The organism is Streptomyces sp. NPDC051963, from assembly GCF_044593495.1.
Lineage (GTDB): Bacteria > Actinomycetota > Actinomycetes > Streptomycetales > Streptomycetaceae > Streptomyces.
In genome coordinates this window covers 595571-620871 of the sequence record NZ_JBIUCC010000008.1, presented here as the reverse complement: position 1 = coordinate 620871, position 25301 = coordinate 595571, and the positions used below count along the sequence as shown (strand labels likewise).

Below are 25301 nucleotides of genomic sequence, written 5' to 3'. Positions count from 1 at the left end.
CGACGCTGACGCGGGCGGTTAGTGTGAGCGCTTCGGTGCGCCCGACCACGAGATGAAGTCCCGGGGTCGCGCGCACTGCCGGTAAGAGACCCGGGCGCCTTTGGGGGTGGGGCGCCGCGCCCCGACGGAGGATTCGGACGACCGTGGACGCGCAAGGCCGAGGGCGGGCGGACAACATCGACCCCGCAGACCAGTGGGTACTCAATCCGAACACTGGCGAATACGAACTGCGACTGACCCCTTCCGCACCGCAGTCGGCGGTTCCCCGGCCCCGCAGGCCTGCCCCGGGCGCGGGAGCGGGTGCTCCGCGAAGCCGTACGGCGTCCCCCCAGGCCCCCGGCCGTACGGTCCCGCCGCAGCGCAGGCGCCGCGGGGCGCCGCCCGAGGAGCCGCTGCCCGGTCGGCGTGGGCGGCGGCCGGCGAAGCAGCAGAAGTCGAAGGCGAAGAAGGTCCTGATGTGGACCGGCGGCACCATGGCGTTCGTGGTGCTGGCCGCCGCGGGCGCCGGGTACCTCTACATCCGGCACCTCAACGACAACATCACCGCCGTGTCCGACGACGGCGCGAGCACCGGCGGCTTCAGCAAGGACAAGGCGATCAACATCCTGCTGATCGGCACCGACAAGCGGACCGGTGAGGGCAACGAGAGCTACGGCGACTCCGGCAGCGTCGGACACGCCGACACCACGATCCTGCTGCACGTCTCCAAGGACCGCTCGAACGCGACCGCGCTCAGCATCCCGCGCGACCTGATCGTCGACGTCCCGGACTGCCCGACCACACAGGCGGACGGCACCAGCCAGACGATCCCCGGCACCGAGGGCGTCCGCTTCAACACCAGCCTGGGCCAGGACGAACGTACGCCCAGCTGCACGATGCGGACGGTCACCGAGCTGACCGGGATCACGCCCGACAACTTCATGGTCGCCGACTTCAACGCGGTCAAGACGCTGACGTCGGCGGTGGGCGGCGTAGAGGTGTGTCTGGCCAAGGACATCGACGACCCGGACTCCAAGCTCAAGCTGTCCAAGGGCACGCACACGATCGAGGGCGAGGAGGCGCTCGCCTTCCTGCGCACCCGGCACTCGGTGGGCTTCGGCGGCGATCTGAGCCGGATCGAACTGCAACAGCAGTTCCTGAGCTCGCTGATGCGCAAGCTGAAGTCCAACGACACGCTCACCAACCCGTCGAAGATGATCAAGCTGGCCGAGGCGGGCACCAAGGCGCTGACCGTCGACTCCAAGCTGGACAGCATCGGGAAGTTGAAGGACCTCGGTCTGGAGCTGGGCAAGCTCAACACCAAGAACCTGACCTTCACCACGGTGCCGGTGATCGACAACCCGGCGGAGAAGGTGAAGGCGACGGTCGTCGTCAACGACACGACGGCCCCCGAGGTCTTCGACATGATCAAGAACGATGTGTCGTTCACCGCGGTCAAGGCGCAGCAGAAGAAGGAGGCGGCCGCCGTGGCCGCCCGGCTGAAGGGCACCAAGTCCGACGCCTCCGAGGTGCGGGTGCAGGTCCTCAACGGCGGCGCCGAGGCCGGCAGCGCACAGGCGGAGCTGGAGTACCTCCAGAACGAGGCGGGCGTGCTGAAGTCGGAGAACGCCGGTAACGCCGACGCCACGCTGGCCAAGACGACGCTCGAGTACGCCCCCGACCAGGCCGACCAGGCCCGCAGGCTCGCCGACATCATGGGCCTGTCCGGTTCGGCGATGAAGCCGGGCAAGAGCGTGGAGAACTCCCAGGGCCTGCCGACGATGACCCTCACCCTGGGCAAGGACTTCAAGGGAGCGGGCGTCAAGCTCAACTCCGCCTCGGGATCGACGCCGGAGGGCGTGCAGAAATCCACGGCCGACAAGGTCGAATGCGCCAAGTGAGGTGACCTCACGGGCCTGTCTTACGTCTCACAGGGCGTAGGACAGGCCCGTTCCATTGGCGCAAGGGTGGGGGAAACACCGGATGACGCTCAGCGACGTACAGAAGGAGGAGACGCCACGCGCGCACCGGCGGCGTCCCAAACGCAAGCACCGGGTGCTCAGATGGTCCGCGACGACGCTGTCGGTTCTAATACTGGGGACGGCCGGCGCCGGATACCTCTACTACCAGCACCTGAACGGCAACATCGAGAAGGGCGAGCGCGCCAGCGGCGACTCCAAGGTGCGCAGGGCCGATGCGAACGCGGCCGGGCAGACGCCCATGAACATCCTGCTGATCGGCTCCGACAGCCGTAACTCCGACGAGAACGTGGCGCTGGGCGGCAGCAGGGACACCCGCGGCAACCCGCCGCTGGGCGATGTGCAGATGCTCATCCATCTGTCCGCGGACCGCAGAAGCGCGGCGGTGGTGAGCATTCCGCGGGACACCCGGGTCGACATCCCCGAGTGCAAGGACCCCGACACCGGCAGGACGTATCCGCCCACCAACACGATCATCAACGAGTCACTGGCCCGGGGCGGGGCCGGCTGCACGCTGGCCACCTGGCAGAACCTCACCGGGGTCTACATCGACCACTGGATGACCATCGACTTCGCGGGCGTGGTGAGCATGGCGGACGCCATCGGCGGCGTCGAGGTCTGCGTGAAGCAGAACGTGTGGGACCGCCCGCTGCCGGGCGTGCCCGGCGGCTCCGGTCTGAAGCTGACGGCCGGCCGCAAGAAGGTCGAGGGCAAGCAGGCGCTCCAGTGGCTGCGCACCCGGCATGCCTGGGGCAGTGACCCACTGCGGGCCCGGGCCCAGCACATGTACATGAACTCGATGATCCGCACGCTCAAGCAGCAGAACGTCTTCACCGACACCGGCCGGCTGATGAACCTGGCCGAGGCCGCCACCAAGTCCCTGAAGGTCTCCGAGGAGATCGGCACGGTCAAGAAGCTCTACGACCTGGGCACCCAGCTCAAGACGGTGCCGACCGACCGCATCACCATGACGACGATGCCGACCGTCGAGGACGACCAGGACAGCAACCACCTGCTCCCGGACGGAGCGAACGCCGAGAAGATCTGGACGATGCTCCGCGACGACGTGCCCTTCGACGACAAGGGCACGAAGGCCGAGGAGAAGAAGCCGGCGAGCAAGGAGCAGGCCTCCGCAGACCCGGCCGCGGACAAGGACGAGATCGGCGTCCTGGTGCAGAACGCCACCCGATCCTCCACCCTCGCCCCGGTCGGCGGCCGGGCCGGCTCGGTCGCCCAGACCCTGGTGGACGAGGGCTTCACCAGGGCCACGGCGGACGTCTCGGCCGTGCTCTCCGAGGAGCGGACCATCGTGCGCTATCCGAGCGCCGAGCTGGCGGGCGACGCCCAGTCCGTCGCCAAGTCCCTGGGGATTCCGCTGAGTTCGGTGAAGAAGTCGACCGACGTCTCCGGCGTCACCGTCCTCGTGGGCGCCGACTGGCGCACGGGCACGGCGTACCCGAAGGAGTCGACGCCCGAGGCCGGGGACCTGCCGGGCAACTCCGACGAAATCAACGGCTCGGACACCAAGCAGTGCATGGACGTGTACGCGCCCTACCGCTGGTAGTCGAACGCGGGGCGCATCACGTACGTACTCACGTCACAAGGGGAACCCGCACACCAGGACAGCGAACCTGCTTTCACAGAAATGGGGTGGATTGACCGCTTGTGGGGTCGTGGAGTTTGTCACTGCGTCACTCAATGCCCAACTGGGCGGATAGTGTGAGCGATTCAGTGATCCCCGGCCACACAATCTGTCCTGGGATCGAGCACTGTGTTGACCAACACCCGTGCGCTTTCCGGGGGGAGGGCGCCGCGTGGCCCTGACGGAGGTTTCGGACAACCGTGGACGCGCAAGGCCGTGGGCGGGGGGACGACATCGATCCCGCAGACCAGTGGGTACTCAATCCGAACACAGGCGAATACGAGCTGCGACTGGGCCCTTCCGCTCCGCAGTCATCGGTTCCACGACCCCGTAAGCCGGCGGCCGACACGGGAGCGGGCGCTCCCGTGGGCCGTACGAAGACCCCCGAGATCCCGCCGCAGCGCAGGCGCCGCGGGGTCCCGCCCGAGGAGCCGCCGCCCGGGCGGCGTGGGCGACGGCCGGCGAAGCAGCAGAAGTCGAAGGCGAAGAAGGCCGTGCTGTGGACCGGCGGCACCATGGCCTTCGTCCTCATCGCCCTGGCGGGAGGCGGCTACGTCTACCTCAAGCACCTGGAAGGCAACGTCTCGACGACGGACGTCGGCGACGCGGGCGCCAGCAGCTTCAGCAAGGACGAGGCCTTCAACATCCTCATCATCGGCACCGACAAGCGGACCGGTGAGGGCAACGAGAGCTACGGCGACACCGGCAGCGTCGGACACGCCGACACCACGATCCTGCTGCACGTCTCCAAGGACCGTTCGAACGCGACCGCGCTCAGCATCCCGCGCGACCTGATCGTCGACATCCCGGACTGTCCGACGAAGCAGGAGGACGGCACCGAGAAGACCATCGCGGGTCTTGCAGGCGCCCGCTTCAACCGGAGCCTCGGCGAGAACGGCCGGGACCCGGGCTGCACCATGCGCACCGTGAAGGCGGCCACCGGCATCTCGCCGGACCACTTCATGATGGCCGACTTCAATGCGGTGAAGACGCTGACCACGGCCGTGGAGGGCGTCGACGTCTGTGTGGAGAACGCGGTCAACGACAAGCAGTCGAAGCTGGTGCTGCCCGCGGGCGAGTCGACGGTCGAGGGCGAGCAGGCCCTCGCCTTCCTCCGCACCCGGAAGGCCTTCGGCAACAGCGGCGACCTCGACCGCATCAAGGTGCAGCAGCAGTTCCTGGGCTCGCTGATGCGCAAGATGGCCTCCGGGGACACCCTCACCAACCCCGCCAAGCTGCTGAAGCTGGCCGAGGCCGCCACCGAGGCGCTGACCGTGGACAGTGCGATCGGCAAGGTCGGCACGCTCAAGGACATCGGCCTGGAGCTGAAGAAGGTGCCGACGAAGAACATCACCTTCGCGACGATCCCGGTGGTGGACAACCCCGCCGAGGAGGTCAAGGTGACGGTGGTGGTCGACGAGACGAGGGCGCCCCAGGTCTTCGACATGATCCAGAACGACATCTCGTTCACCGAGGTCAAGGCGGAGCAGAAGAAGGAGGCCGCCGCGGTCGCCGCCCGGCTGAAGGGCACCAAGTCCGACGCCTCCGAGGTGCGGGTGCGCATCCTCAACGGCGGTGCCGCCGCCGGCAGTGCACAGGCGGAGCTGGCCTACCTGCAGACCGAGGCGGGCGTGTCCAAGTCGGAAAACGCCGGCAACGCCGAGGCAACACTGGCGAAAACGACGCTGGAGTACGCTCCCGACCAGGCCGACCAGGCCCGTCGGCTGGCCGACATCATGGGCCTGTCGGGGTCCGCGATGAAGCCCGGCAAGAGCGTGGACAACTCCCAGGGCCTGCCGACGATGACACTCACGCTGGGCAAGGACTTCAAGGGCGCGGGCGTGAAGCTCAACTCCGCCTCGGCGGCGACGCCGGACGTGGAGAAGTCCACGGCCGACAAGGTCCAGTGCGCCAGTTGAGGCGTTAGGGGCAACCTCACGGGCCCGTCGTATGTCTCCAGGACATACGGCGGGCCTGTGTGTGGCGCCGGTTGTGGGCGCAAGGGGTGGGGAGGGCTCGGAGTTGACGCAGAACAGTGTTCGAGAGGCCGTACCGGCCGCCGAGGGGGACGGCGGGCGGGACGCGGAAGGTGACGTCCGGCACGGCACCCGCCCGCCGCGCCGGGGGCGCCGCATGCTGCGGTGGTCGGCGGTGACCCTCGCCGTCCTGATACTGGGCGTGTCCGGCGCCGGATACCTCTACTACCGCCATCTGAACGGCAACATCAAGCAGGACGAGCTGAACCTGGGCGACAGCAAGGTCGCCGAGCCGACGCCGAACTCCGCGGGCCAGACCCCGCTGAACATCCTGATCATCGGCTCCGACGCCCGGGACACCGAGGAGAACCAGAAACTCGGCGGCGCCCGCGAGACCTTCGGCGGCACCCCGCTGGCCGATGTGCAGATGCTGGTGCACCTGTCGGCCGACCGCAGCAACATGTCGGTCGTCAGCATGCCGCGCGACACCCTCGTCCAGATCCCGAAGTGCACCGACCCCGACGACGGCGAGACCTACGAGGCGAGCGACGGCCGGGTGATGACCAACCAGAGCCTCGGTCACGGCGGTCCCGGCTGCACGGTGGCCACCTGGCAGGAGCTCACCGGCATCCATATCGACCACTTCATGATGGTCGACTTCGCCGGCGTGGTGTCGATGGCGGACGCCATCGGCGGCGTCCCGGTGTGCGTGGACGCCAACATCTACTCGAAGGACAGCCAGGGCCATGGCTCCGGTCTGAAGCTGAAGGAGGGCACGCATCCGGTGCAGGGCGAGCAGGCCCTCCAGTGGCTGCGCACGCGCTACGGCTTCGAGGACGGCAGCGACCTCGCCCGTGCCAAGGCCCAGCACATGTACATGAACTCGATGGTCCGGGTGCTGCGCGAGAACGCCACGCTCAGCAACCCGAACAAGCTGCGCCGGCTTGCCGAGCGGGCCACCGCGGCGATCACGGTCGACCCGGGTCTGGGCACCGTCAAGGCGCTCTACGACCTCAGCAACCAACTGCGCAAGGTGGAGCCGAAGCGCATCACGATGACCACGATGCCCAACCGCCTGGTGGGCGCGCGCGTGGAGCCGACGGAGGACGCCGAGCAGCTCTTCCGGCTGGTGCGCGAGGACATCGCGCTGGACGGCAAGGACGCGAAGAAGACGCCCGAGGAGAAGGCCGCCGAGGCCGAGAAGGCGTCGTCCGACGACCCGGCGGCCGCCGACTCCGACATCGCTGTCCTGGTCCAGAACGGCACCGGTACCGACACCCTGGCCGCGGTGAACGGCCGCGCGAAGGCCGTCACCAACCTGCTCGTCGGGAAGGGCTTCGACCAGGCGATCGCCGACCCGGGCACCTCGGACAGCTCGGACACGACGCTCGTCCGCTACCCGAGCGCCGGCCTCAAGGGCGACGCCCAGGCCGTCGCCAAGTCCCTCGGAATTCCGCTGAGTTCGGTCGAGCAGTCGACGGGCGTCTCCGGTGTCACGCTCGTCGTGGGCGCGGACTGGCGCGAGGGTACGACGTACAAGGCGCCGAAGACCGACGACACCACCCCGGAGTCCGCGGAGGCCCTCAACGGCGCGGACGACGAGGCCTGTATGCACGTGAACCCGGGGTTCACCTGGTGACGACCGCTGATCAGCTCCGGCCGGCGTCCACCCGCACCGCGGGGCGCCGGCTGGCGATCACCTTGCGGGCCAGCGAGCGGGGACTGGTCAGAAAGCCCCAGCCCCACGACATGTGCATGGTGGCGAGCGCGACCGGGATCTGGAGCCGTGCCTTGAGCGACAACCCCTTGCCCGCGGGGACGGAGCCGAGGGCGATCGCCGCGAGATAGCCGCCGGGGACGACCAAGCCCCACGGCGTCACCAGCGCGCCCACGACCACACCCGCCGCGATGGCGCACACCGCGGTCGGCGGGGCGAGGTAGCGCAGGTTGATGGAACCCTCGTGGTAGCGGGCGACGACGTGCCGCCAGCGGCCGTAGTTGCGGTACTGCTTGGCGAGCTCGCGCACGCTCGGCCGCGGCCGGTACGACACCTTCAGCTCCGGCGAGAACCAGATCAGCCCGCCCGCCTCACGGATCCGGAAGTTGAGCTCCCAGTCCTGGGCGCGGATGAACTCCTCGTTGTAGCCGCCCTGTTGCTCCAGCGCCTCGCGCCGGAAGACACCGAGGTAGACGGTCTCGGCCTGCTGTGCCTCGCCGCCCGTGTGGAAGGCCGCGTTGCCGACACCGATCCTGGAGGTCATCGCGGCGGCGACCGCGTGCTCCCAGTCGTTCTCGCCCTCGGCGTGCATGATGCCGCCGACGTTCTGCGCGCCGGTCTCCTCCAGGAGCCGGACGGCGGTGGCGATGTAGTTCGGCGAGAGCATGCCGTGTCCGTCGACGCGGACGACGATCGGGTGGCGGGAGGCCTTGATCGCGGCGTTGAGGGCGGCGGGCGTGCGGCCGGTGGGGTTCGGGACGGTGTGGACGCGCGGGTCGCCGGAGACGAGCTCGGCGGCGATCTCGTCCGTGCGGTCCGTGGACGGACCGAGGGCGATCACGACCTCCATCTCGCCGGCGTACTCCTGCGCGAGGATCGCTTGGACGGCTCCGCGCAGATGCCGCTCCTCGTTGAGGACGGGCATGATCACGGACACGGCGGGGAGCTGCACGTCGGCCTTGGCGTTCATAGGGGGCTCACGTTACCGCGAATGGGGGACACCGATGCGCCCCACCCGTGGCGGTGCCCCGGGCCACAGATCGTATGGGCCTACGGTGCTCACGGATCCCGGATCAGCCCGCCGTACGGCCCTAGCGGAGGTTCCTTCCTTGCCCACGCCGCCTCGGTCCAAAGCCCGGACGCAGCGCCGCCCCCAGCCGGTACCCCGCGCGCCGCAGCCGCCCGTACGGCGGAGCAAGCCCCGCTGGGCCATGCGGGTGGTGACCACGCTGTCCGTGGTGGTCCTCGCCTCCGCCGGCATCGGGCACTCGGTGATCACCAGCCTCGACTCCGACATCGCCCGGGTCGACCCCTTCAAGGACATGAAGAACCGTCCGCAGGCCGGCCACGGCATGAACGTGCTGCTGGTCGGCACCGACGGCCGCGAGAAGATCGGCGAGGCCGAGCGGCGCAGATACCGGCTGGGCGGCGCCCCCTGCAACTGCACCGACACCATCATGATCGTGCACATCTCGGAGGACCGGGAGCGGGCGAGCGTGGTGAGCCTGCCGCGCGACTCCTACGCCGAGACTCCCCCGCACGTCGACACGACCACCGGCGAACGGCACCAGGGCCACCCCCTCAAGATCAACGCGGCGTACGCGGAGGGCGGACCGCAGCTGACCGTGCGGACCGTCGAGCACATGACGCACGTGAAGATCGACCACTACCTGGAGGTCGACTTCACCAGCTTCATGAGGACCGTGGACGTGCTCGGCGGTGTGCAGATCTGCCTCGCCGAGCCGATGAAGGACTCGTACACCGGACTCGACCTGGCCGCCGGCACCCACCGGCTGAAGGGCGGTGCGGCGCTCCAGTTCGTCCGCTCCCGGCATGTCGACGGGGCCTCCGACCTCGGCCGGATGAAGCGGCAGCAGCGGTTCATGGCCTCGATGGTCGACCGGGCCACGTCGTCCGGTGTGCTGCTGAACCCGATGAAGTTCCGGGACGTGACCCGGGCGGTGCTCGGGTCCGTGCGGGCCGACAAGGGCTTCGGCGCGGGCGAGCTGATCGGCCTCGGGCGGGCGATGCGGAACTTCTCTCCTTCGTCGTCCGAGTTCACGACGGTGCCGATCGGGCAGATGGGATACGCCGTGAAGGACGTCGGTTCCACGCTGAAGTGGGACACGGTCGGGGCCGGCCGGATCTTCCAGGCCCTGCGCGACGACAAACCGCTGGCCGCGGAGCGTCCGAAGAGCACGGCCGTGAGCGTGGAGGTGGCCCCGAAGCAGATCCGCGTCCAGGTGGAGAACGGGTCGCCCAAGTCGGGGCTCGGCACTCAGGTGGACCGGCAGCTGGCGGCGACCGGGTTCCTCACCACGCGGCAGCCGGTGACGGCGCGGGAAGCCGTGAAGCGGACGGTGGTCTCCTACGACCCCCGCTGGGACCGGTCCGCGAAGTCGCTGGCCGCCGCGCTGCCCGGCAGCGAGCTGCGCGCGGTCAGGGGGCTGGGGCCGGTGCTGAAGGTGATCGTCGGGGCGGACTTCCGGGAGGTACGGAAGGTGCGGGCCGAGGATCCGGATCAGACGGAGGCCGGTGTGGTGCGGGGGGACGAGGCGAAGTGCGCGTGACGGTCGGGGCCGGTCCTGGCGTTCGTAACAGCCGGGATCAGTCCTCGAAGCCCTCTGCCGCCCGCTGCTCCCGCAGTTCCATGATCGCCCGGCGTCGCGCCAGCCGGTGGGTGCGGCGGATCTGGGCCTCCTGGTAACGCCGCTTGTCCCGCTCCGTCTCGGGAATCACCGGCGGTACCGCGCGGGGCTTGCCGTCGGCGTCGACCGCGGCGAAGACGAGATAGGCCGAGCCGACCTGGGTGGGCGGGGTGGATTCGTTCCACCGCTCGGCCAGCACCCGCACACCGACCTCCATCGACGTCCGGCCGGTCCAGTTGACCTGGGCCTTCACATGGACCAGATCGCCCACGCGGACCGGCTCCAGGAAAGCCATCTCGTCCATGGACGCGGTGACGGCGGGACCGCCGCTGTGCCGGCCGGCCACCGCGCCCGCCGCGTCGTCGGCCAGCTTCATGATCACACCGCCGTGCACGGTGCCCAACAGGTTGGTGTCGTTGTGGGTCATGATGTGGCTGAGAGTGGTCCGCGAGGCCGAGGTGGGCTTGCCCGGAATAGCCGGGGTGTCGGATTCCGTGGCGCTGGCCTGGTCTGTCATGACCCCCACCTTATGCCGAGTCGACATGCGCGGACTTTGTGTCAGATTCGCAACAGCCGCGACCTTATTTTCCGACGAACCTTGTAAGCCACACAGTGCAGACCTGCACACTGGGGCGCATGAGCGATTGGCCCGAGGCAAGGTCCGACGAGAACCGCGGCAACCGGTACGGACGCGGCAGCGCGAGCGCACAGCCCGAGGGCGCGCGCGTGATGCGGCAGGTCCGCCGCGGCCAGGCGGCACCGCCCGGGCAGGGCGCGTACGGCGGGGTCCCGCAGCAGCAGTCGTACGTCAACGGCGGTTACACCGATGACGGGTACGACGGCTACAACACCGGCCAGGTCTACGGCTCGCCCGGCGGCGGGGGTCCGGGCGGCCCGGAGGACCAGTACGGCCGGCGCCCCCGGCCGAACTGGCGCCGTCGTATCAAGTGGACGGCGATCACGCTGGTGACGCTGTTCGTCGTGGTGTCCGTCGGCACGTACTTCTGGGCCGACTCCAAGCTCAACCGCGACGTCGACCTGTCGAAGGTGATCGACCGGCCCGAGGCGGGCGACGGCACCAACTACCTGATCGTCGGCTCCGACAGCCGTGAGGGCATGTCCGCGGAGGAGAAGAAGGCACTCCACACCGGCTCCGCCGAGGGCAAGCGCACGGACTCGATGATGATCCTGCACACCGGCGACAACGGCCCGACGCTCATCTCCCTCCCCCGTGACTCGGACGTGGAGATCCCGACCTTCGTCGGCTCCGAGTCCGGCAAGACGTACGAGGGCACCGGCCGGCACGTGAAGCTGAACGCGGCCTACGCCGAGGACGGCCCCGAGCTGCTGGTGCGGACGGTGGAGGCCAACATGGGCCTGCACATCGACCACTACGTCGAGATCGGCTTCGCGGGCTTCGCCAACATCGTGGACTCGGTCGGCGGCGTGGAGATCGACATCCCCAAGGGCGGGATGAAGGACACCAAGTCCGGCGCCGACTTCGAGGCGGGCAAGCAGACGCTGAACGGCGAGCAGGCCCTGGCCTTCGTCCGCACCCGGTACGCGCTCGCGGGCAGCGACCTGGACCGTACGAAGAACCAGCAGAAGTTCCTCGCGGCGCTGGCCAACCAGACCGCGACGCCGAGCACGATCCTCAACCCCTTCAAGCTCTACCCGACGATGAGCGCCGGCCTCGACACCCTCGTCGTCGACAAGGACATGAGCCTGTGGGACCTGGCCGACATGTTCTGGGCCATGAAAGGCGTCACCGGCGGCGACGGCAAGTCCATGAACATGCCGATCTCCGGCTCCTCCGGCGGCAACCTCGTCTGGGACGAGGCCAAGGTCAAGACGCTGGTCAGCCAGCTGAACAACGACGAGACGGTCACCGTCTCGGGCAACTGAGGCGCAGGGCCCGGGCACGCAGGGCACCAGCATCAAGGGCACCCCTCGGGGTGCCCTTGATGGCGTTCAGGCGGGTGTCACATCCTGGCGCCGGCCATGGTGCGACAGCTCTCGGCACAGCGACGACACGCCTCGGCGCAGCGCATCATCTGGGGGTCGTCCGGCATGGACATACACGCCTCGGCGCACATGTCGCAGGCCTTGGCGCACATCGCGCACATCTCGGCCGACATGGGCGAGCGGCGCATCATCATGTCCGCGCACATACGGGTCGTCTCGGCGCAGTCCATGAGCGCGCGCATGATCTGCATCTGGGCCTGACCGCCCATCTGCATGCAGGAGCTCATGGTCTCCTCACACATGCTGTGGCACGTCATGCACGCCTCGACGCAGTCCTGCATCTCCTTGCTCATCGCGGTCATGGTGTTGGACTGCTGCTGCATGGTTCCTCCTCGGAGTTGCGGGGCCGGAAGTCGGACCCTCGCCCCTCCGTCGTACGCCCCTCCGCGCGCCCCCGCCACGGGACGGACGTACGTATTCCGCCAGTCGTGCCGATTACGGCTTCCTGCCGATGCCGCCGAAGTGGGTGACGTCGGCGGTCTCCCGGTCCGCGGCGTCGGGGCGCCAGCGGGAGCAGGACACGATGCCGGGCTCCAGGACCTCTACGTCCTCGAAGAACCGGACGAGGTCGGTACGGCTGCGCAGGGTCATCGGTGCCGTTCCCGTGCCGTTCCAGTAGTCCACCGCCGCGGACATCGCCTCGGCGTCGACCTCGGTGGTGGGGTGGGAGACGACCAGGTAGCTGCCGGAGGGTACGGCGTCCAGCAGCCGGCGTACGACGGAGGCGGCCTCGTCGGTGCGCAGGACGAAGTTCAGTATGCCCAGCATGGTGATGGCGACGGGGCGGCTGAGGTCCAGCGTGCGGGCGGCCTCGCTCAGGATCGCCTCGGGGTCGTGCACATCGCCCTCGATGAAGACGGCGGCCCCCTCCGGCGTGCTGTTGAGCAGGGCGTGCGCGTGGGCGAAGACCAGGGGGTCGTTGTCCACACAGACGATCCGGCACGACGGATCCACCCGCTGGGCGATCTCGTGGGTGTTGTCGGTGGTGGGCAGCCCGGTCCCGATGTCCAGGAACTGGCGGATCCCCGCCTCCCCGGCCAGATACCGCACCGCACGCGCCAGGAAGCGCCGGTCCGCCACCGCCGAGCGCGGCAGCGCCGGTACGAGCGACAGGATCCGGTCGCCGACCTCGGCGTCCACGGGGTAGTGCCCCATGCCGCCGAGCCAGTAGTTCCAGATCCGCGCCGAGTGCGACACGTCGGTGCGGAACCGAGAGGAGCCAATCATGCGACCAAGTTAAGGCCGAAAAGGCACCCATGAGGGTCCCTCGCGGACTTTTCCTGACGATCGCAGTGCGGAACGGTCACAGCCCCCGGGGGCGTTCCGGGGGCTGTGACCGTTCCAACAAGGTTCCGCCGGGGTCTCGCCGAGGTCCCGCTAGGGGAGATTCCTGGCCATCACGATGCGCTGGACCTGGTTCGTTCCTTCGTAGATCTGCGTGATCTTGGCGTCGCGCATCATGCGCTCGACCGGGTAGTCGCGGGTGTAGCCGTAGCCGCCGAGCAGCTGGACCGCGTCCGTGGTGACCTCCATGGCCACGTCCGAGGCGAAGCACTTGGCGGCCGCGCCCTGGAAGGTGAGGTCCTTGTCGCCCCGCTCCGACTTGGCGGCGGCCGCGTACGTCAGCTGACGGGCGGCCTCGATCTTCATGGCCATGTCGGCGAGCATGAACTGGATGCCCTGGAAGTCGGCGATCGGCTTGCCGAACTGCTTGCGCTCCTGGACATAGCCCTTGGCGTAGTCGAGGGCGCCCTGGGCGATGCCGAGGGCCTGGGCGGCGATGGTGATGCGGGTGTGGTCGAGGGTCTTCATCGCCGTCGCGAAGCCGGTGCCCTCCTCGCCGATCATGCGGTCCGCGGGGATGCGGACGTTGTCGAGGTAGACCTCGCGGGTCGGGGAGCCCTTGATGCCGAGCTTCTTCTCCGGGGCGCCGAAGGAGACGCCGGCGTCCGACTTCTCGACGACGAAGGCCGAGATGCCCTTCGAGCGCTTCTCCGGGTCCGTCACGGCCATCACGGTGTAGTACTCGGACTCGCCCGCGTTGGTGATCCAGCGCTTCACGCCGTTCAGCACGTAGTGGTCGCCGTCGCGGACCGCCTTCGTCTTCATGCCGGCGGCGTCGGAGCCCGCGTCGGGCTCGGAGAGGCAGTACGAGAACATCCCGTCGCCCTTGGCGAGCGGCGTCATGTACTTCTTCTTCAGGTCCTCCGAGCCGGAGAGGATCACGGGGAGCGAACCCAGCTTGTTCACCGCGGGGATGAGGGAGGAGGACGCGCAGACCCGCGCCACCTCCTCGATCACGATCACCGTCGCCAGGGCGTCCGCGCCCGCGCCGCCGTACGACTCGGGTACGTGTACGGCGTGCAGGTCGCTCGCGACCAGCGCGTCCAGCGCCTCCTGCGGGAAACGGGCCTCCTCGTCCACCGCTGCGGCGTACGGCGCGATCTTCGCCTCGGCCAGGGAGCGGATGGCGTCACGGAGCATGTCGTGCTCCTCGGACGGGCGGTACAGGTCGAAATCAGCCGATCCGGCCAAGGTCTCTCACGCTCCAAAGCTGTGATGCTGGCGCTAATTACCGTTAAGTAACCCAAATTTTAGAGGGCGGCCCACGGGACGGGTACGTGAGCTTGGCGACAGCGGGAAAGTTGCCCGTCAGACCCTCCGACTATGCTCGGCCCCGCACTGCCGACGAACCCTCCTGGAGCACCCCATGGCCCTCAAGATCACCGTGATCGGCACCGGCTATCTCGGCGCCACACACGCCGCGGCCATGGCCGAGCTGGGGTTCGAGGTGCTGGGCCTGGACGTCGTGCCCGCGAAGGTCGAGATGCTCAAGCGCGGCGAGGTCCCGATGTACGAGCCGGGCCTGGAGGACCTGCTCCGCAAGCACGTGGCCGGGATCGAGGGATCCTCCGGCCGGCTGCGCTTCACCATGGACTGGGCCGAGGTGGCCGCGTTCGGCGACGTCCACTTCGTGTGCGTGAACACCCCGCAGCGGCACGGCGAGTACGCGGCCGACATGAGCTACGTCGACAGCGCCTTCGAGCTGCTCGCCCCGCACCTGACCGGCCCCGCCCTCGTCGTCGGCAAGTCCACCGTCCCCGTCGGCTCCGCCGAGCGCCTCGCTGCCTACCTCGCCGAGCACGCGCCGGCCGGTGCGGACGCGGAGCTGGCCTGGAACCCGGAGTTCCTGCGCGAGGGCTTCGCCGTCGAGGACACGCTGCATCCCGACCGGCTCGTCGTCGGCGTACACAGCGAGCGGGCGGAGAAGCTGCTGCGCGAGGTGTACGCCACGCCGATCGCCGAGGGCGCGCCCTTCGTCGTCACCGACTTCCCGACCGCCGAGCTGGTGAAGACCTCCGCGAACTCCTTCCTGGCGACCAAGATCTCCTTCATCAACGCCATGGCGGAGGTCTGCGAGGCGGCGGGCGGCGATGTCGCCAAGCTCGCCGAGGCGATCGGGCACGACGACCGGATCGGAAGGAAGTTCCTGCGGGCCGGGATCGGCTTCGGCGGCGGCTGTCTGCCCAAGGACATCCGGGCGTTCATGGCACGCGCCGGTGAGCTGGGGGCGGACCAGGCGCTGACCTTCCTGCGCGAGATCGACTCCATCAACATGCGGCGCCGCGGCCAGATGGTCGAGATGGCGCGGGAGGCGCTCGGCGGCGACTCCTTCCTCGGCAAGCGGGTCGCCGTGCTCGGCGCCAGCTTCAAGCCCGACTCGGACGACGTCCGCGACTCGCCCGCGCTGAACGTCGCCGGGCAGATACACCTCCAGGGCGGCCAGGTCACGGTCTACGACCCGAAGGGCATGGAGAACGCCCGCAGGCTCTTCCCGACGCTCGGGTACGCGGATACCGCCGTCGACGCCGTCCGGGGCGCCGATGTCGTCCTGCACCTCACCGAGTGGCGGGAGTTCCGCGAGCTGGACCCGGCCGCGCTCGGCGAGGTCGCCACGGCCCGTGTGCTGCTCGACGGGCGCAACGCCCTCGACCCGGAGCTGTGGCGGCGGGCCGGATGGTCGTACCGGGCGATGGGGCGTCCGACGGCCTGACGGAGGAATTCCGGGCGGTCTCGGGTTCGAATTCAATTCGAGCAATGTGAGGGAATTGGTGTGCCCTCAACCCGATTTCTTCACGGACGCAATGCGCGCATTGGCGTCGGTGTCGCCCCTTCTCACAGTGCACCCCCACCCGAAAGAGAGGCAGGCAACAAGCGCTTAACTGCCGCGTAGCCATGCGGAATCCGCGCCACCCCCCAATGGTCCACATTCGCTGACCGGAATGACCGGACCATGCCAGGAGTGAGTGATCATGCCCTTGTTCCGCAGGGCGCAGTGGCCGAGGGACCATCGGGACGAGTTCGTCGCCGGGGCCCTCGTCGGGGCGGTGGTGATCGTGCTCGGCTACGCGTCGGGCATCGGCCCGTCCTCCGCCCCCGGCGCCGTCGAGGCCGCCGCTCCCCCCTCGTCACCGCCCGCGGCCACCGCCCCGCCGAGCGGCTCCACGACCGCTCCCGGGGACTTGGCACCCGTGGTTCCGGGCGCCGGGGTACCGGTGGGCGGCGGGGTGATCCCGGCGCCCGGAGGAAGCGGCGCGCACACCGGGCACGACAGCGGCACGGGGTCCGGCGGCGACGGCTCCGGACACGACCACACCACCCCGACCGCGCCCGGCACCTCGCCCGCCCCGTCCCCCTCCCCGTCGGGCTCCGCGCCCACGGAGCCGCCGCAGGGGGACGACACCTGCGAGGACGGCGAGGTGCATCTCGTGGCACCGCTGCTCACCGGCCTCACCGAGTCGGTGTTCGGCCTCCTCGACGGCACGGACGAAGGCGCGGACGACGAGACCCCCGAGCCCGCCGCCTCCCCCTGCATCGGCCTCGTCGCCCCCACCGGGCTGCTCGGCATCACGGGGACCACCACCGGCCTGCTCGGCGTCACCGGCGCCTCCCCGCTGCCGGAGGCCACCCCATGACCCGCACGACCCGCCGCCGCGCCCTCCTCCTGCTCCTCCTCACGCCGCTCCTGTACGCCCTGTTCGGCGCGGCCCCCGCCGCCGCCCACACCGAGCTGGTCCGCTCGACCCCCAAGGACGGCACGGAACTCGCCAAGGCCCCCGACCACCTCACCCTCGTCTTCGACGAACCCGTCGGGCTCACCGACGTCCGCGCCATGACCCTCGACGGCGACCGGCTCCCCGTGGCCCGTGCGCCGCAGGGCGGCACCGACACCGTGCGGGTGTCCCTCGGCAGTCCCGCGGACGGTGAACTCGCCGTCGTCTGGTCCGTCGTCGACGAGGAGGACGGCCACGCCTCCTCCGGCCGGCTCACCTTCGCCGTCGGCGCGGAGAGCGCGGGGACCGCGGCGAGCGCGGCGGGGGCGGCGGGGGCGGCGGCCGCCCAGGACCGCGGCGACGAGGCCACCGCACCTTCCCCCTCACCCCTGGTGCGGAAGAGCCTCGTCGCCGCCCGCTGGGCCGGGTACCTCTCGCTGGCCCTGTTCATCGGAGGGCTCGCCTTCGTCGCACTGCTGTGGCCGCGCGGCGCGGACGAACCCCGGGCCCGGGCACTGCTCGGGCCGGCCTGGGCGTGCGGGCTGCTGTCGACGATCGCGGCGATCGGGCTCCAGGGCGCGTACGCCTCCTTCGGCGGCGTGCGGGACGCGCTGCGCCCGGCGACCTACGCCGACGTCCTCACCACCGAGCCCGGCATCGCACTCGCCGCGCGCGGTCTGCTGTGGGTGCTCGCGGCCGTGGTGCTGAGCGCGCTGCTCCAGGGCGGCGCGGGCACCTCCCGCTCACCGGGCTGGCGCGTGGGCGCCCTCGCCGTGGCCCTGGGCCTGCTCCGCACGACCGGCATGCGGGGCCACAACGCCGAGGGCACCGAGCCGACCTGGGGCGCGATCGCCGATCTCGTCCACCTTCTCGGCGCCGCCCTGTGGATCGGCGGCCTGGTGATGCTCACGGTGGCCGTGCTGCCGCGCCGCGAACCCGGCGAACTGGCGGCGGTGGTGTCCGGCTACTCACGGCTCGCGGCCGTCTCGGTCGCCGCTATCGCCGCCGCCGGGCTGGTACTGGCCTGGCAGGTAGTGGGGTCGTACGACGCCCTGCTGCACACCTCGTACGGGCAGTTGCTGCTGATCAAGACGGCCGTGCTCGGCGCCGTCCTGGTGGCCGCCCAGTGCAGCCGCCAGTGGGTGCGCACCCGCCTCGATCTCGCCGTGCTGCTGCGCGGCGACGCCGCCACCATGCGGCCCTTCGGTTTCTCGGTCGCGGCGGAGACGGGGCTCGTCCTCGTCGTACTCGCCGTGACGAGTCTGCTGGTCACGGCCGATCCCGGCCGCTGAACTCCCCTGGAAACAATTAGGAGTTGAAGTGAAAAGTAGTAATGAGACCGGTGACCGGCGGCGCAGGTCGCCGGTCGGGAACCGGTCCCTGCTCGTCGCGGGACTCGGCGCGGCCCTGGCGGCCGTCCTCAGCCTCGGGCTGCTGAGCGCGGCCTCGGGTTCCACGACGGCAGCCTCCAAGGAGGCAGCGGGCGCGGCTCAGGCGCCCGTCGCCGCCGCTGCCGAGGCCCAGCCGGCCGCTGCCGCCGCTGCCGACTACCAGGTCGACATCATGAGTTACAAGTACGGCGACGGGAAGCAGCTCGTCGTCGAGGTCGGCCAGACGGTCCAGTGGACCAACCACGACAGCGCGCCGCACACGGTCACCACGACGAAGGCCCCGGTGTCCTTCGACTCGGGGACGCTGGAGCAGGGCGATTCGTGGTCGTACACCTTCACCAAGGCCGGGACCTACGAGTACTACTGCGCGGTGCACCCGGACATGGTGGCGTCGGTGAAGGTCGTCGAGCCGTCCGACGGCGGCGGATCGACGCCCGCACCCACGCCCACCGCCACGCCGACATCGACGCCCACCGCCACTCCCACGGCGACACCGACCGGCACCCCGACCACCGGGCCGACGGCCACCCCGACGGCCACGGGCGGCACCGGTGACGGCGGCGACGAGCAGTGCACCAGCGTCCAGAACGTGCTGCTGCCGATCCTCCAGCACCTCTACTCGGCGCACCTGGAGCAGTCCCCGGGGCAGCAGGTGCAGGACGCGCTGGCGCTCGACTCGTACATCAAGATGCACACGGTGTGGGTCGAGAGCATCCTCAAGCCCGCCGTCGAAGGCGGCGGCACGGTCCTCGACGACACGCTCAGCGTGCTGCTGGCCCACATCAACTCGGCGCACCTGGAGGAGTCGCTCGGGCAGCAGATCACCGATCTGCTCGACGTCGACAGCTACGTGAAGATGCACACGGTCTGGGCCGAGCACATGCTCGCGCCCACCGAGGACTTCATCACCGGCAGCTGCTGACCCTCCCCGAAGGTGGACGCCGGTCCGGCCGAGGCTCAGTCGGCCGGACCGGCGCCCGCCCCATTCTCCACACCTCCGCCATACCTCGGGAACCGCTTCCAAGGAGATCCGGGATGACGACCGTCACCCTGCCCACCGTCCCGCCCCCGCCGGAGTCACGCGACTCGGCGACCGGGCTGCCCCTGCCCGGCCGGTACACCGTGGCCCCCGGCCGCTCGCTCGTCGAACTCACCGCCTGGTACGGCCCGTTGCCCACCCGGCGCCGGCGCATCACCCTCACCTCGGCCGCACTGACCGTGCCCGACGATGCCGAACGCCCCGCCCTGCGCTTCGAGTTCGAGGGACTGGACCGGTCCGGCGCCCCGGTCGCGCTCACGTCCGAGGACGTCGAACCCCTCGACGGCGGACGCCGGTTGCAGCTGACCGGTGACCTGGAGCTGCGCGGGATCCTCTTCCCCGCCCTGCTGCGCCTGCGCGTCGTGGAGTGTGCCGACGACCGGCTGCTCGTCGTGGGCACCGCCCGGCTGCCGTACCGGCTGTTGCGCCGGGCGACCGGGTTCCGCCTCGGCCTGCTGCGCCCGGCCACCCGGCTGCGGCTGCTTCTCGCCGCGGAGTTCGCATGAGGACGGCACGGCGGGCGGCCCTGCCGGCGGCCGTACTCGCTCTCGCCGCGCTCCCGGTGGCCGTGCCCGGCGAGGCGTCGGCGGCCACGTACCGGGTGACGATGCAGGGGTACGCCTTCTCCCCCGCGAACCTCACCGTCCCCGCCGGGTCCACGGTGACCTGGACCAACCAGGACACGGCACCGCACGACGTGAAGACCACCTCGGGCCCGGTGTCGATCCACTCCCCCATGCTGGACAAGGGCGAGAGCTGGAGCTTCACCTTCGGCACCGCCGGTGCGTACGGCTACTACTGCACCGTGCACCCCGACATGACGGCCGGGATCACGGTCCGGGCGGCGGCACCCGCCACCACCGCGGCGCCCGCGCCCACCCACACGCACCAGGAGACCGCCTCGGGCCAGGGACACGACGAGCACCGGACGACGGCCCCGGCCAGGCCGACGGCGACGAGCAAGGCACCGGCATCGCCCTCCTCGACCCCGACCCCGACCCCGTCCATGGTCATGCCCACGACCACCGCCGCCCCGGCCGTGCCGGCCACGTCCCCCTCGGCGGCCGCGGCGGCCCCGCAGACGCAGCCCGTCGCCTCGGCACGGCCCCTGGACCCGCTGCTCCTGCTGAGCGGGATCGTCGCCGGGGTCGCCGTACTGTGCCTACTGTTGGTGGGCTCCCGGGCGGCCGCTCCGCGCGGGAGGGACGAGACCTGATCGAGAGCTGACGAGGAGAAACCTCATGGCACCCGTGGCACGTCTGCGCAACGTCGTCCTCGACTGCCCCGATCCGCGCGCGCTGGCCGGCTTCTACGCGCAGGTCGCGGGGGGTACGCCCGAAGTGGACGAGGAGGACCCGGAGTGGGTCGTGCTCCAGGTGCCCGGGGGTCCCCGACTGGGCTTCCAGTACTCCCACGGCTACACCCCGCCCCAGTGGCCGCGGGCGGACCGGAACGGACAGCAGTTCCATCTGGACTTCGACGCGGGGCCCAGCTGGGCCGACGTCGACGCCGCTCAGGAGAGGGTGCTGACGCTGGGAGCGCGGCCGCTGGACCTGGACGACGAGGGCGGCAAGAAGGACTTCCGGGTGTTCGCCGACCCGGCGGGGCACCCGTTCTGCCTGTGCATGATCCCGGAGGCCTGATCACCCGTCCAGCTCGGCGATCTTCGCCGTCGACGGCTCGCGGCGCTGCTGTGTGGCGCGGGCCGTGAAGTCGGCACTGCGCAGGACCCGCTGTACGTTTCCCCAGGTCAGCAGGGTGATATCGGCCTCCGGCCAGCCTCGGCCGAGGAGCTCGGCGATGAGGCGCGGATAGCAGGAGGCGTCGGCGAGTTCGAGCGGGTGGGCGGTGCCGACGTCGTACGTGCCGGACAGGCCGACGGACTCGGGGCCCGCGAGCGCCCGCACATGGTCGAGGTGGTCGGCGACGTCGCGGACGGCCGGGCCGGTCTGCTTGGCGGTCAGCGGCACCATGCACAGGCCCTTGGCCTCCCCCAGCTCGACGAGCAGGTCGTCGGGGAGGTTGGCCGGGTGCGGGCGCAGGGCGTGAGCGGCGGAACGGGTGCAGAGAACGGGTGACTTGGAGACCGTCAAGGCACGGCGGAGGGTCTCCCCGGAGGCGCCGGAGAGGTCGGCGAGCACGCCGAGCCGGTTCATCTCCCGCAGGACCTCCTCGCCGAACCGGGTGAGCCCGGCCTCGCTCGCCCAGGACACCCGGGACAGGGTGAGGACGCGCAGGCCCAGCGCGCACAGGGAGCGCAGGATGCCGAGCGAGTCGCCGACGGCGGCCGCGTCGGCGGGGCCCAGCAGCACGGCGACCCGGCCGCACCGGCGGACGTCCGTGGTCTGCCCGACGGTGCAGGCCAGACGCAGGCCCTCGGGGTGGGTACGGACCACCGCCCGCACCAGGTCGAGCTGCTCCAGCGTGGCCCCGACGGCCCGGTCGCCGTCCATGCCCTCGGGCAGGTGCAGCGACCAGAACAGCGCACCCACATGCCCTTCGCGCAGCCGCGGCATGTCCGTGTCGACGGCCGCCTCACCTGTCTCCAGGTCGTACCAGGGCAGGTGCCGCAGCGCCCACGGCAGCCCGCTGTAGCCGTCGGCCACAGGGTGCGCGGCGAGGATGGCGTGCGCCCGCTCCAGGGGGTCGGTGTCCGGGTCGGACACCGACACGAAGGGCTCCGCCGGGTCCGCCGGAAAGGCCTCGTCCTCGAACGGCCCGTCGACGTCGCTCGTCGTGTGCACTTCGTCCTGGAGGTCTGCCATGGCGGGCTCCGTACGTCGTGATCGTCCCGGGGGATACGGTCACCGTCGCACGCCGCCGAGGGCGCTTCCTGGTGGGCGGTGCGTTCGGGGGTACGACCACGACTCCCGGGACCGGACCAGGTCGGCGATCAGCCGTCCAGTTCCCCGATGGTCGCGTTGGACGGCCCCCGGGTCGCCCGGACCTCGCGGGCCACGTCCTCGGCGGCGCCCAGTACCCGTACCGCGTTCTGCCAGGTCAGCTTGGTGAGGTCGGGCTTCGACCAGCCGCGGTCGAGGAGCTCGGCGATCAGGTTCGGGTAGCCGGAGACGTCGTTCAGCCCGTCGGGGGTGAAGGCCGTGCCGTCGTAGTCGCCGCCGATGCCGAGGTGGTCGATGCCGGCGACCTCGCGCATGTGGTCGAGGTGGTCGGCGACCGTGGACACGGTGGCGACCGGGCGCGGGTGCCGCTCCTCGAAGTCACGGTGGACCTTCATCGCCTCGGGCGTGGTGGCGAGATGGTGGAAGCCGTTCGCGCGCATGTTGTCGTCCGCGGCGGCCGTCCAGTCCACGGCCGCCTGGAGCACGAACTTCGGCACGAACGTCACCATCGCCATGCCGCCGTTGCCGGCCAGCCGCTCCAGCACGTCGTCGGGGATGTTGCGCGGATGGTCGCAGACGGCCCTCGACGACGAGTGGGAGAAGATCACCGGCGCCAGGGTCGCGTCCATCGCGTCCCGCATCGTCGTCGCCGCCACGTGCGAGAGGTCCACGAGCATGCCCTCGCGGTTCATCTCCCGCACCACCGCACGGCCGAAGGCCGACAGACCCCCGACGCCGGGATCGTCCGTCGCCGAGTCCGCCCAGTCCACGTTGTCGTTGTGGGTGAGGGTCATGTAGCGCACGCCGAGCGCCGACAACGCCCGTAGCGTGGCAAGGGAGTTGGCGATGGAGTGGCCGCCTTCGGCGCCCATCAGCGACGCGATCCGGCCCTCCGCGCGCGCCGCCTCCATGTCGGCGGCCGTCGTCGCGGGCCTCAGGTCCTTCGGATAACGCGCCAGCAACTGCCGTACGCAGTCGATCTGTTCCAGCGTCGCCGCCACGGGCTCGGGCTGGTCGGCGCGGACGTACACCGACCAGTACTGCGCACCGACACCGCCCTCCCGCAGCCGCGGGATGTCGGTGTGCAGATGGGCGTTCTGGTGGGTCGCGATGTCACGGGCGTCGAGGTCGTAGCGCACCTGCTCGCGCAGCGCCCAGGGCAGGTCGTTGTGCCCGTCGACGACCGGGAAGTCGCGCAGCAACTCCCGGGCTTCCTCCAGTGAGGTCATGGCCGTCACTTCCTGAAGCCGAAGCCGTTGGTGCCCTCGACCTTGGCGCGCAGGCGCCGGCCCTTCTCGGTGGCCTGGTCGTTCAGGTCCTGCTGGAAATCCCGCATCCGGCCGAGGAGTTCCTCGTCGTGGGTGGCGAGGATACGGGCGGCGAGGAGACCGGCGTTGCGGGCGCCGGCGACGGAGACCGTCGCGACCGGGACGCCGGCCGGCATCTGCACGATGGACAGCAGCGAGTCCATGCCGTCGAGGTACTTCAGCGGCACGGGGACGCCGATGACCGGCAGCGGGGTGACCGAGGCGAGCATGCCGGGCAGATGGGCGGCGCCGCCCGCGCCGGCGATGATCACCTTGAGGCCGCGCTCGGCGGCCTGCTCCCCGTACGTCACCATCTCGCGCGGCATACGGTGCGCGGAGACGACGTCGACCTCGTAGGCGATCTCGAACTCGTCGAGGGCCTGCGCGGCGGCCTCCATGACGGGCCAGTCGGAGTCCGACCCCATGACGATGCCGACCAAAGGAAAGGGGCGCGCGTCAGCGCTCGTTGAGGGGTGGTGGTCGGGCGACGGGTGAGCGGGGCTCATTCGGTGATCGTGCCTCTCAGGTAGCCGGCAGCGTGACGGGCGCGCTCCAGCACGTCGTCGAGGTCGTCGCCGTAAGTGTTGACGTGGCCCACCTTGCGGCCGGGCTTCACGTCCTTGCCGTACATGTGGATCTTCAGCTGGGGGTCGCGGGCCATGCAGTGCAGGTACGCGGAGTACATGTCGGGGTAGTCGCCGCCGAGGACGTTGACCATGACGGTCCACTTCGCGCGGGGGCGCGGGTCGCCGAGGGGCAGGTCGAGGACCGCGCGGACATGGTTGGCGAACTGGCTGGTGATCGCGCCGTCCTGGGTCCAGTGACCGGAGTTGTGGGGGCGCATGGCCAGTTCGTTGACGAGTATGCGGCCGTCGCGGGTCTGGAACAGCTCGACGGCGAGGTGGCCGACGACGTCCAGGTCCTTGGCGATGCGCAGCGCCATCTCCTCGGCGCGCAGGGCGAGATGGCGGTCGAGGTCGGGGGCGGGCGCGATGACGGTGTCGCAGACGCCGTCGACCTGGCGGGACTCCACGACGGGGTACGCGACCGCCTGACCGTGCGGCGACCGTACGACGTTCGCGGCCAGCTCCCGGACGAAGTCGACCTTCTCCTCGGCGAGGACGGGCACGCCGGCGCGGAAGGGCTCGGCCGCTTCCTCGACGGTCCGTACGACCCACACGCCCTTGCCGTCGTAGCCTCCGCGGACGGTCTTCAGGACGACGGGGAAGCCGTCGCCCTCATCCGCGAACGCGACGACGTCCTGCGGATCGCCGACGATGCGGTGCCGTGGGCAGGGCACGCCGATCGCGTCGAGCTTCGCGCGCATCACGCCCTTGTCCTGGGCGTGCTGGAGCGCGTCGGGGCCGGGGCGGACGGGGATGCCGTCCGCTTCGAGGGCCCGCAGATGCTCCGTCGGGACGTGCTCGTGATCGAAGGTGATCACGTCACAGCCGCGTGCGAAGGCGCGCAGCGTGTCCAGGTCGCGGTAGTCGCCGATGACGACATCACCGACGACCTGCGCCGCGGAATCCTGAGGGGTGTCACTGAGGAGCTTGAACCTGATGCCTAGCGGGATGCCTGCCTCGTGTGTCATACGAGCGAGCTGGCCTCCGCCGACCATGCCGACTACCGGGAACGTCACGACCCCAGGGTATCGGTCACGCCACCGCGGCCGGTTTCCGCGCCTTTCCCAAGGCTTTC

22 protein-coding genes are annotated in these 25301 nt (G+C 70.3%); 13 read left to right on the top strand and 9 right to left on the bottom strand.

What is annotated here, in order from left to right; translation table 11 throughout:
• Nucleotides 1-143 precede the first annotated feature (143 nt).
• The 4 genes from ACIHFB_RS34270 (at nt 144) to ACIHFB_RS34255 (ending at nt 7215) form a co-directional block, all read left to right on the top strand.
• Nucleotides 144-1880 (top strand): LCP family protein, encoded by a 1737-nt coding sequence (locus tag ACIHFB_RS34270; protein ID WP_400128948.1) that lies wholly within the window; start codon nt 144-146, stop codon nt 1878-1880.
• An 82-nt stretch (nt 1881-1962) separates the two neighbouring features.
• A complete protein-coding gene (locus ACIHFB_RS34265; RefSeq protein ID WP_400128947.1) occupies nt 1963-3522 on the top strand; it encodes an LCP family protein in 1560 nt (519 codons plus the stop codon).
• Nucleotides 3523-3800: 278 nt separating this feature from the next.
• On the top strand, nt 3801-5519 hold the full coding sequence (locus tag ACIHFB_RS34260) for an LCP family protein (protein WP_400128946.1): 1719 nt from the start codon (nt 3801-3803) through the stop codon (nt 5517-5519).
• A gap of 31 nt (nt 5520-5550) precedes the next feature.
• Complete coding sequence (locus ACIHFB_RS34255) at nt 5551-7215, top strand: LCP family protein (protein ID WP_400128945.1); 1665 nt, start codon at nt 5551-5553, stop codon at nt 7213-7215.
• Between the two features lie 10 nt (nt 7216-7225).
• Here the strand turns inward: ACIHFB_RS34255 and ACIHFB_RS34250 are convergent, their stop codons facing one another.
• Nucleotides 7226-8263 (bottom strand): glycosyltransferase family 2 protein, encoded by a 1038-nt coding sequence (locus ACIHFB_RS34250; RefSeq protein ID WP_365276665.1) that lies wholly within the window; start codon nt 8261-8263, stop codon nt 7226-7228.
• A gap of 241 nt (nt 8264-8504) precedes the next feature.
• Here ACIHFB_RS34250 and ACIHFB_RS34245 point away from each other — a divergent pair, with 241 nt between their 5' ends.
• Nucleotides 8505-9863, top strand: coding sequence for an LCP family protein (locus tag ACIHFB_RS34245; RefSeq protein WP_365276829.1), 1359 nt, complete (start codon nt 8505-8507; stop codon nt 9861-9863).
• A 37-nt stretch (nt 9864-9900) separates the two neighbouring features.
• Here ACIHFB_RS34245 and ACIHFB_RS34240 read toward each other — a convergent pair whose 3' ends face one another.
• Nucleotides 9901-10458 (bottom strand): acyl-CoA thioesterase, encoded by a 558-nt coding sequence (locus ACIHFB_RS34240; protein WP_365276662.1) that lies wholly within the window; start codon nt 10456-10458, stop codon nt 9901-9903.
• A gap of 119 nt (nt 10459-10577) precedes the next feature.
• Here ACIHFB_RS34240 and ACIHFB_RS34235 point away from each other — a divergent pair, with 119 nt between their 5' ends.
• Complete coding sequence (locus ACIHFB_RS34235) at nt 10578-11846, top strand: LCP family protein (RefSeq protein ID WP_365276660.1); 1269 nt, start codon at nt 10578-10580, stop codon at nt 11844-11846.
• 77 nt (nt 11847-11923) lie between these two features.
• Here the strand turns inward: ACIHFB_RS34235 and ACIHFB_RS34230 are convergent, their stop codons facing one another.
• The 3 genes from ACIHFB_RS34230 to ACIHFB_RS34220 form a co-directional block, all read right to left on the bottom strand.
• Nucleotides 11924-12289, bottom strand: a complete 366-nt coding sequence (locus ACIHFB_RS34230; RefSeq protein ID WP_365276657.1) for a four-helix bundle copper-binding protein — start codon at nt 12287-12289, stop codon at nt 11924-11926.
• A 112-nt stretch (nt 12290-12401) separates the two neighbouring features.
• Complete coding sequence (locus ACIHFB_RS34225) at nt 12402-13193, bottom strand: SAM-dependent methyltransferase (protein ID WP_365276655.1); 792 nt, start codon at nt 13191-13193, stop codon at nt 12402-12404.
• 150 nt (nt 13194-13343) lie between these two features.
• Nucleotides 13344-14501, bottom strand: a complete 1158-nt coding sequence (locus ACIHFB_RS34220) for an acyl-CoA dehydrogenase (RefSeq protein WP_365276652.1) — start codon at nt 14499-14501, stop codon at nt 13344-13346.
• A 175-nt stretch (nt 14502-14676) separates the two neighbouring features.
• On the opposite strand from ACIHFB_RS34220, the gene ACIHFB_RS34215 reads away from it, so the two are divergent.
• The 7 genes from ACIHFB_RS34215 to ACIHFB_RS34185 all read left to right on the top strand — a co-directional run bounded on the left by ACIHFB_RS34215 (nt 14677) and on the right by ACIHFB_RS34185 (nt 21093).
• Entirely contained in the window at nt 14677-16020 is a 1344-nt protein-coding gene (locus ACIHFB_RS34215; RefSeq protein ID WP_365276649.1) for a UDP-glucose/GDP-mannose dehydrogenase family protein, read from the top strand.
• Between the two features lie 259 nt (nt 16021-16279).
• Nucleotides 16280-16942 carry a hypothetical protein gene (locus tag ACIHFB_RS34210; RefSeq protein ID WP_365276647.1) on the top strand — a complete coding sequence of 221 codons (663 nt, stop codon included), beginning with the start codon at nt 16280-16282 and terminating at the stop codon, nt 16940-16942.
• On the top strand, nt 16939-18312 hold the full coding sequence (locus ACIHFB_RS34205) for a copper resistance protein CopC (RefSeq protein ID WP_365276644.1): 1374 nt from the start codon (nt 16939-16941) through the stop codon (nt 18310-18312). The genes ACIHFB_RS34210 and ACIHFB_RS34205 overlap by 4 nt, the downstream gene beginning before the upstream one ends.
• A gap of 28 nt (nt 18313-18340) precedes the next feature.
• On the top strand, nt 18341-19333 hold the full coding sequence (locus tag ACIHFB_RS34200) for a cupredoxin family copper-binding protein (protein ID WP_365276642.1): 993 nt from the start codon (nt 18341-18343) through the stop codon (nt 19331-19333).
• 113 nt (nt 19334-19446) lie between these two features.
• On the top strand, nt 19447-19956 hold the full coding sequence (locus ACIHFB_RS34195) for a hypothetical protein (protein ID WP_400128944.1): 510 nt from the start codon (nt 19447-19449) through the stop codon (nt 19954-19956).
• A complete protein-coding gene (locus tag ACIHFB_RS34190) occupies nt 19953-20666 on the top strand; it encodes a cupredoxin family copper-binding protein (RefSeq protein ID WP_400128943.1) in 714 nt (237 codons plus the stop codon). The genes ACIHFB_RS34195 and ACIHFB_RS34190 overlap by 4 nt, the downstream gene beginning before the upstream one ends.
• A 25-nt stretch (nt 20667-20691) precedes the next feature.
• Nucleotides 20692-21093: a VOC family protein gene (locus ACIHFB_RS34185; protein WP_365276633.1), complete on the top strand. Its 402-nt coding sequence runs from the start codon at nt 20692-20694 to the stop codon at nt 21091-21093.
• Here the strand turns inward: ACIHFB_RS34185 and ACIHFB_RS34180 are convergent, their stop codons facing one another.
• The 4 genes from ACIHFB_RS34180 to ACIHFB_RS34165 all read right to left on the bottom strand — a co-directional run bounded on the left by ACIHFB_RS34180 (nt 21094) and on the right by ACIHFB_RS34165 (nt 25242).
• The gene (locus ACIHFB_RS34180; protein ID WP_400128942.1) at nt 21094-22215 is read right to left on the bottom strand and encodes a dipeptidase; all 1122 of its coding nucleotides are present in this window, start codon (nt 22213-22215) and stop codon (nt 21094-21096) included.
• 128 nt (nt 22216-22343) lie between these two features.
• The gene (locus tag ACIHFB_RS34175) at nt 22344-23522 is read right to left on the bottom strand and encodes a dipeptidase (RefSeq protein WP_365276629.1); all 1179 of its coding nucleotides are present in this window, start codon (nt 23520-23522) and stop codon (nt 22344-22346) included.
• A gap of 5 nt (nt 23523-23527) precedes the next feature.
• Nucleotides 23528-24106 carry a 5-(carboxyamino)imidazole ribonucleotide mutase gene (gene purE, locus ACIHFB_RS34170; RefSeq protein ID WP_365276626.1) on the bottom strand — a complete coding sequence of 193 codons (579 nt, stop codon included), beginning with the start codon at nt 24104-24106 and terminating at the stop codon, nt 23528-23530.
• A complete protein-coding gene (locus ACIHFB_RS34165) occupies nt 24103-25242 on the bottom strand; it encodes a 5-(carboxyamino)imidazole ribonucleotide synthase (protein ID WP_365276622.1) in 1140 nt (379 codons plus the stop codon). The genes purE and ACIHFB_RS34165 overlap by 4 nt, the downstream gene beginning before the upstream one ends.
• Nucleotides 25243-25301: the final 59 nt, after the last annotated feature.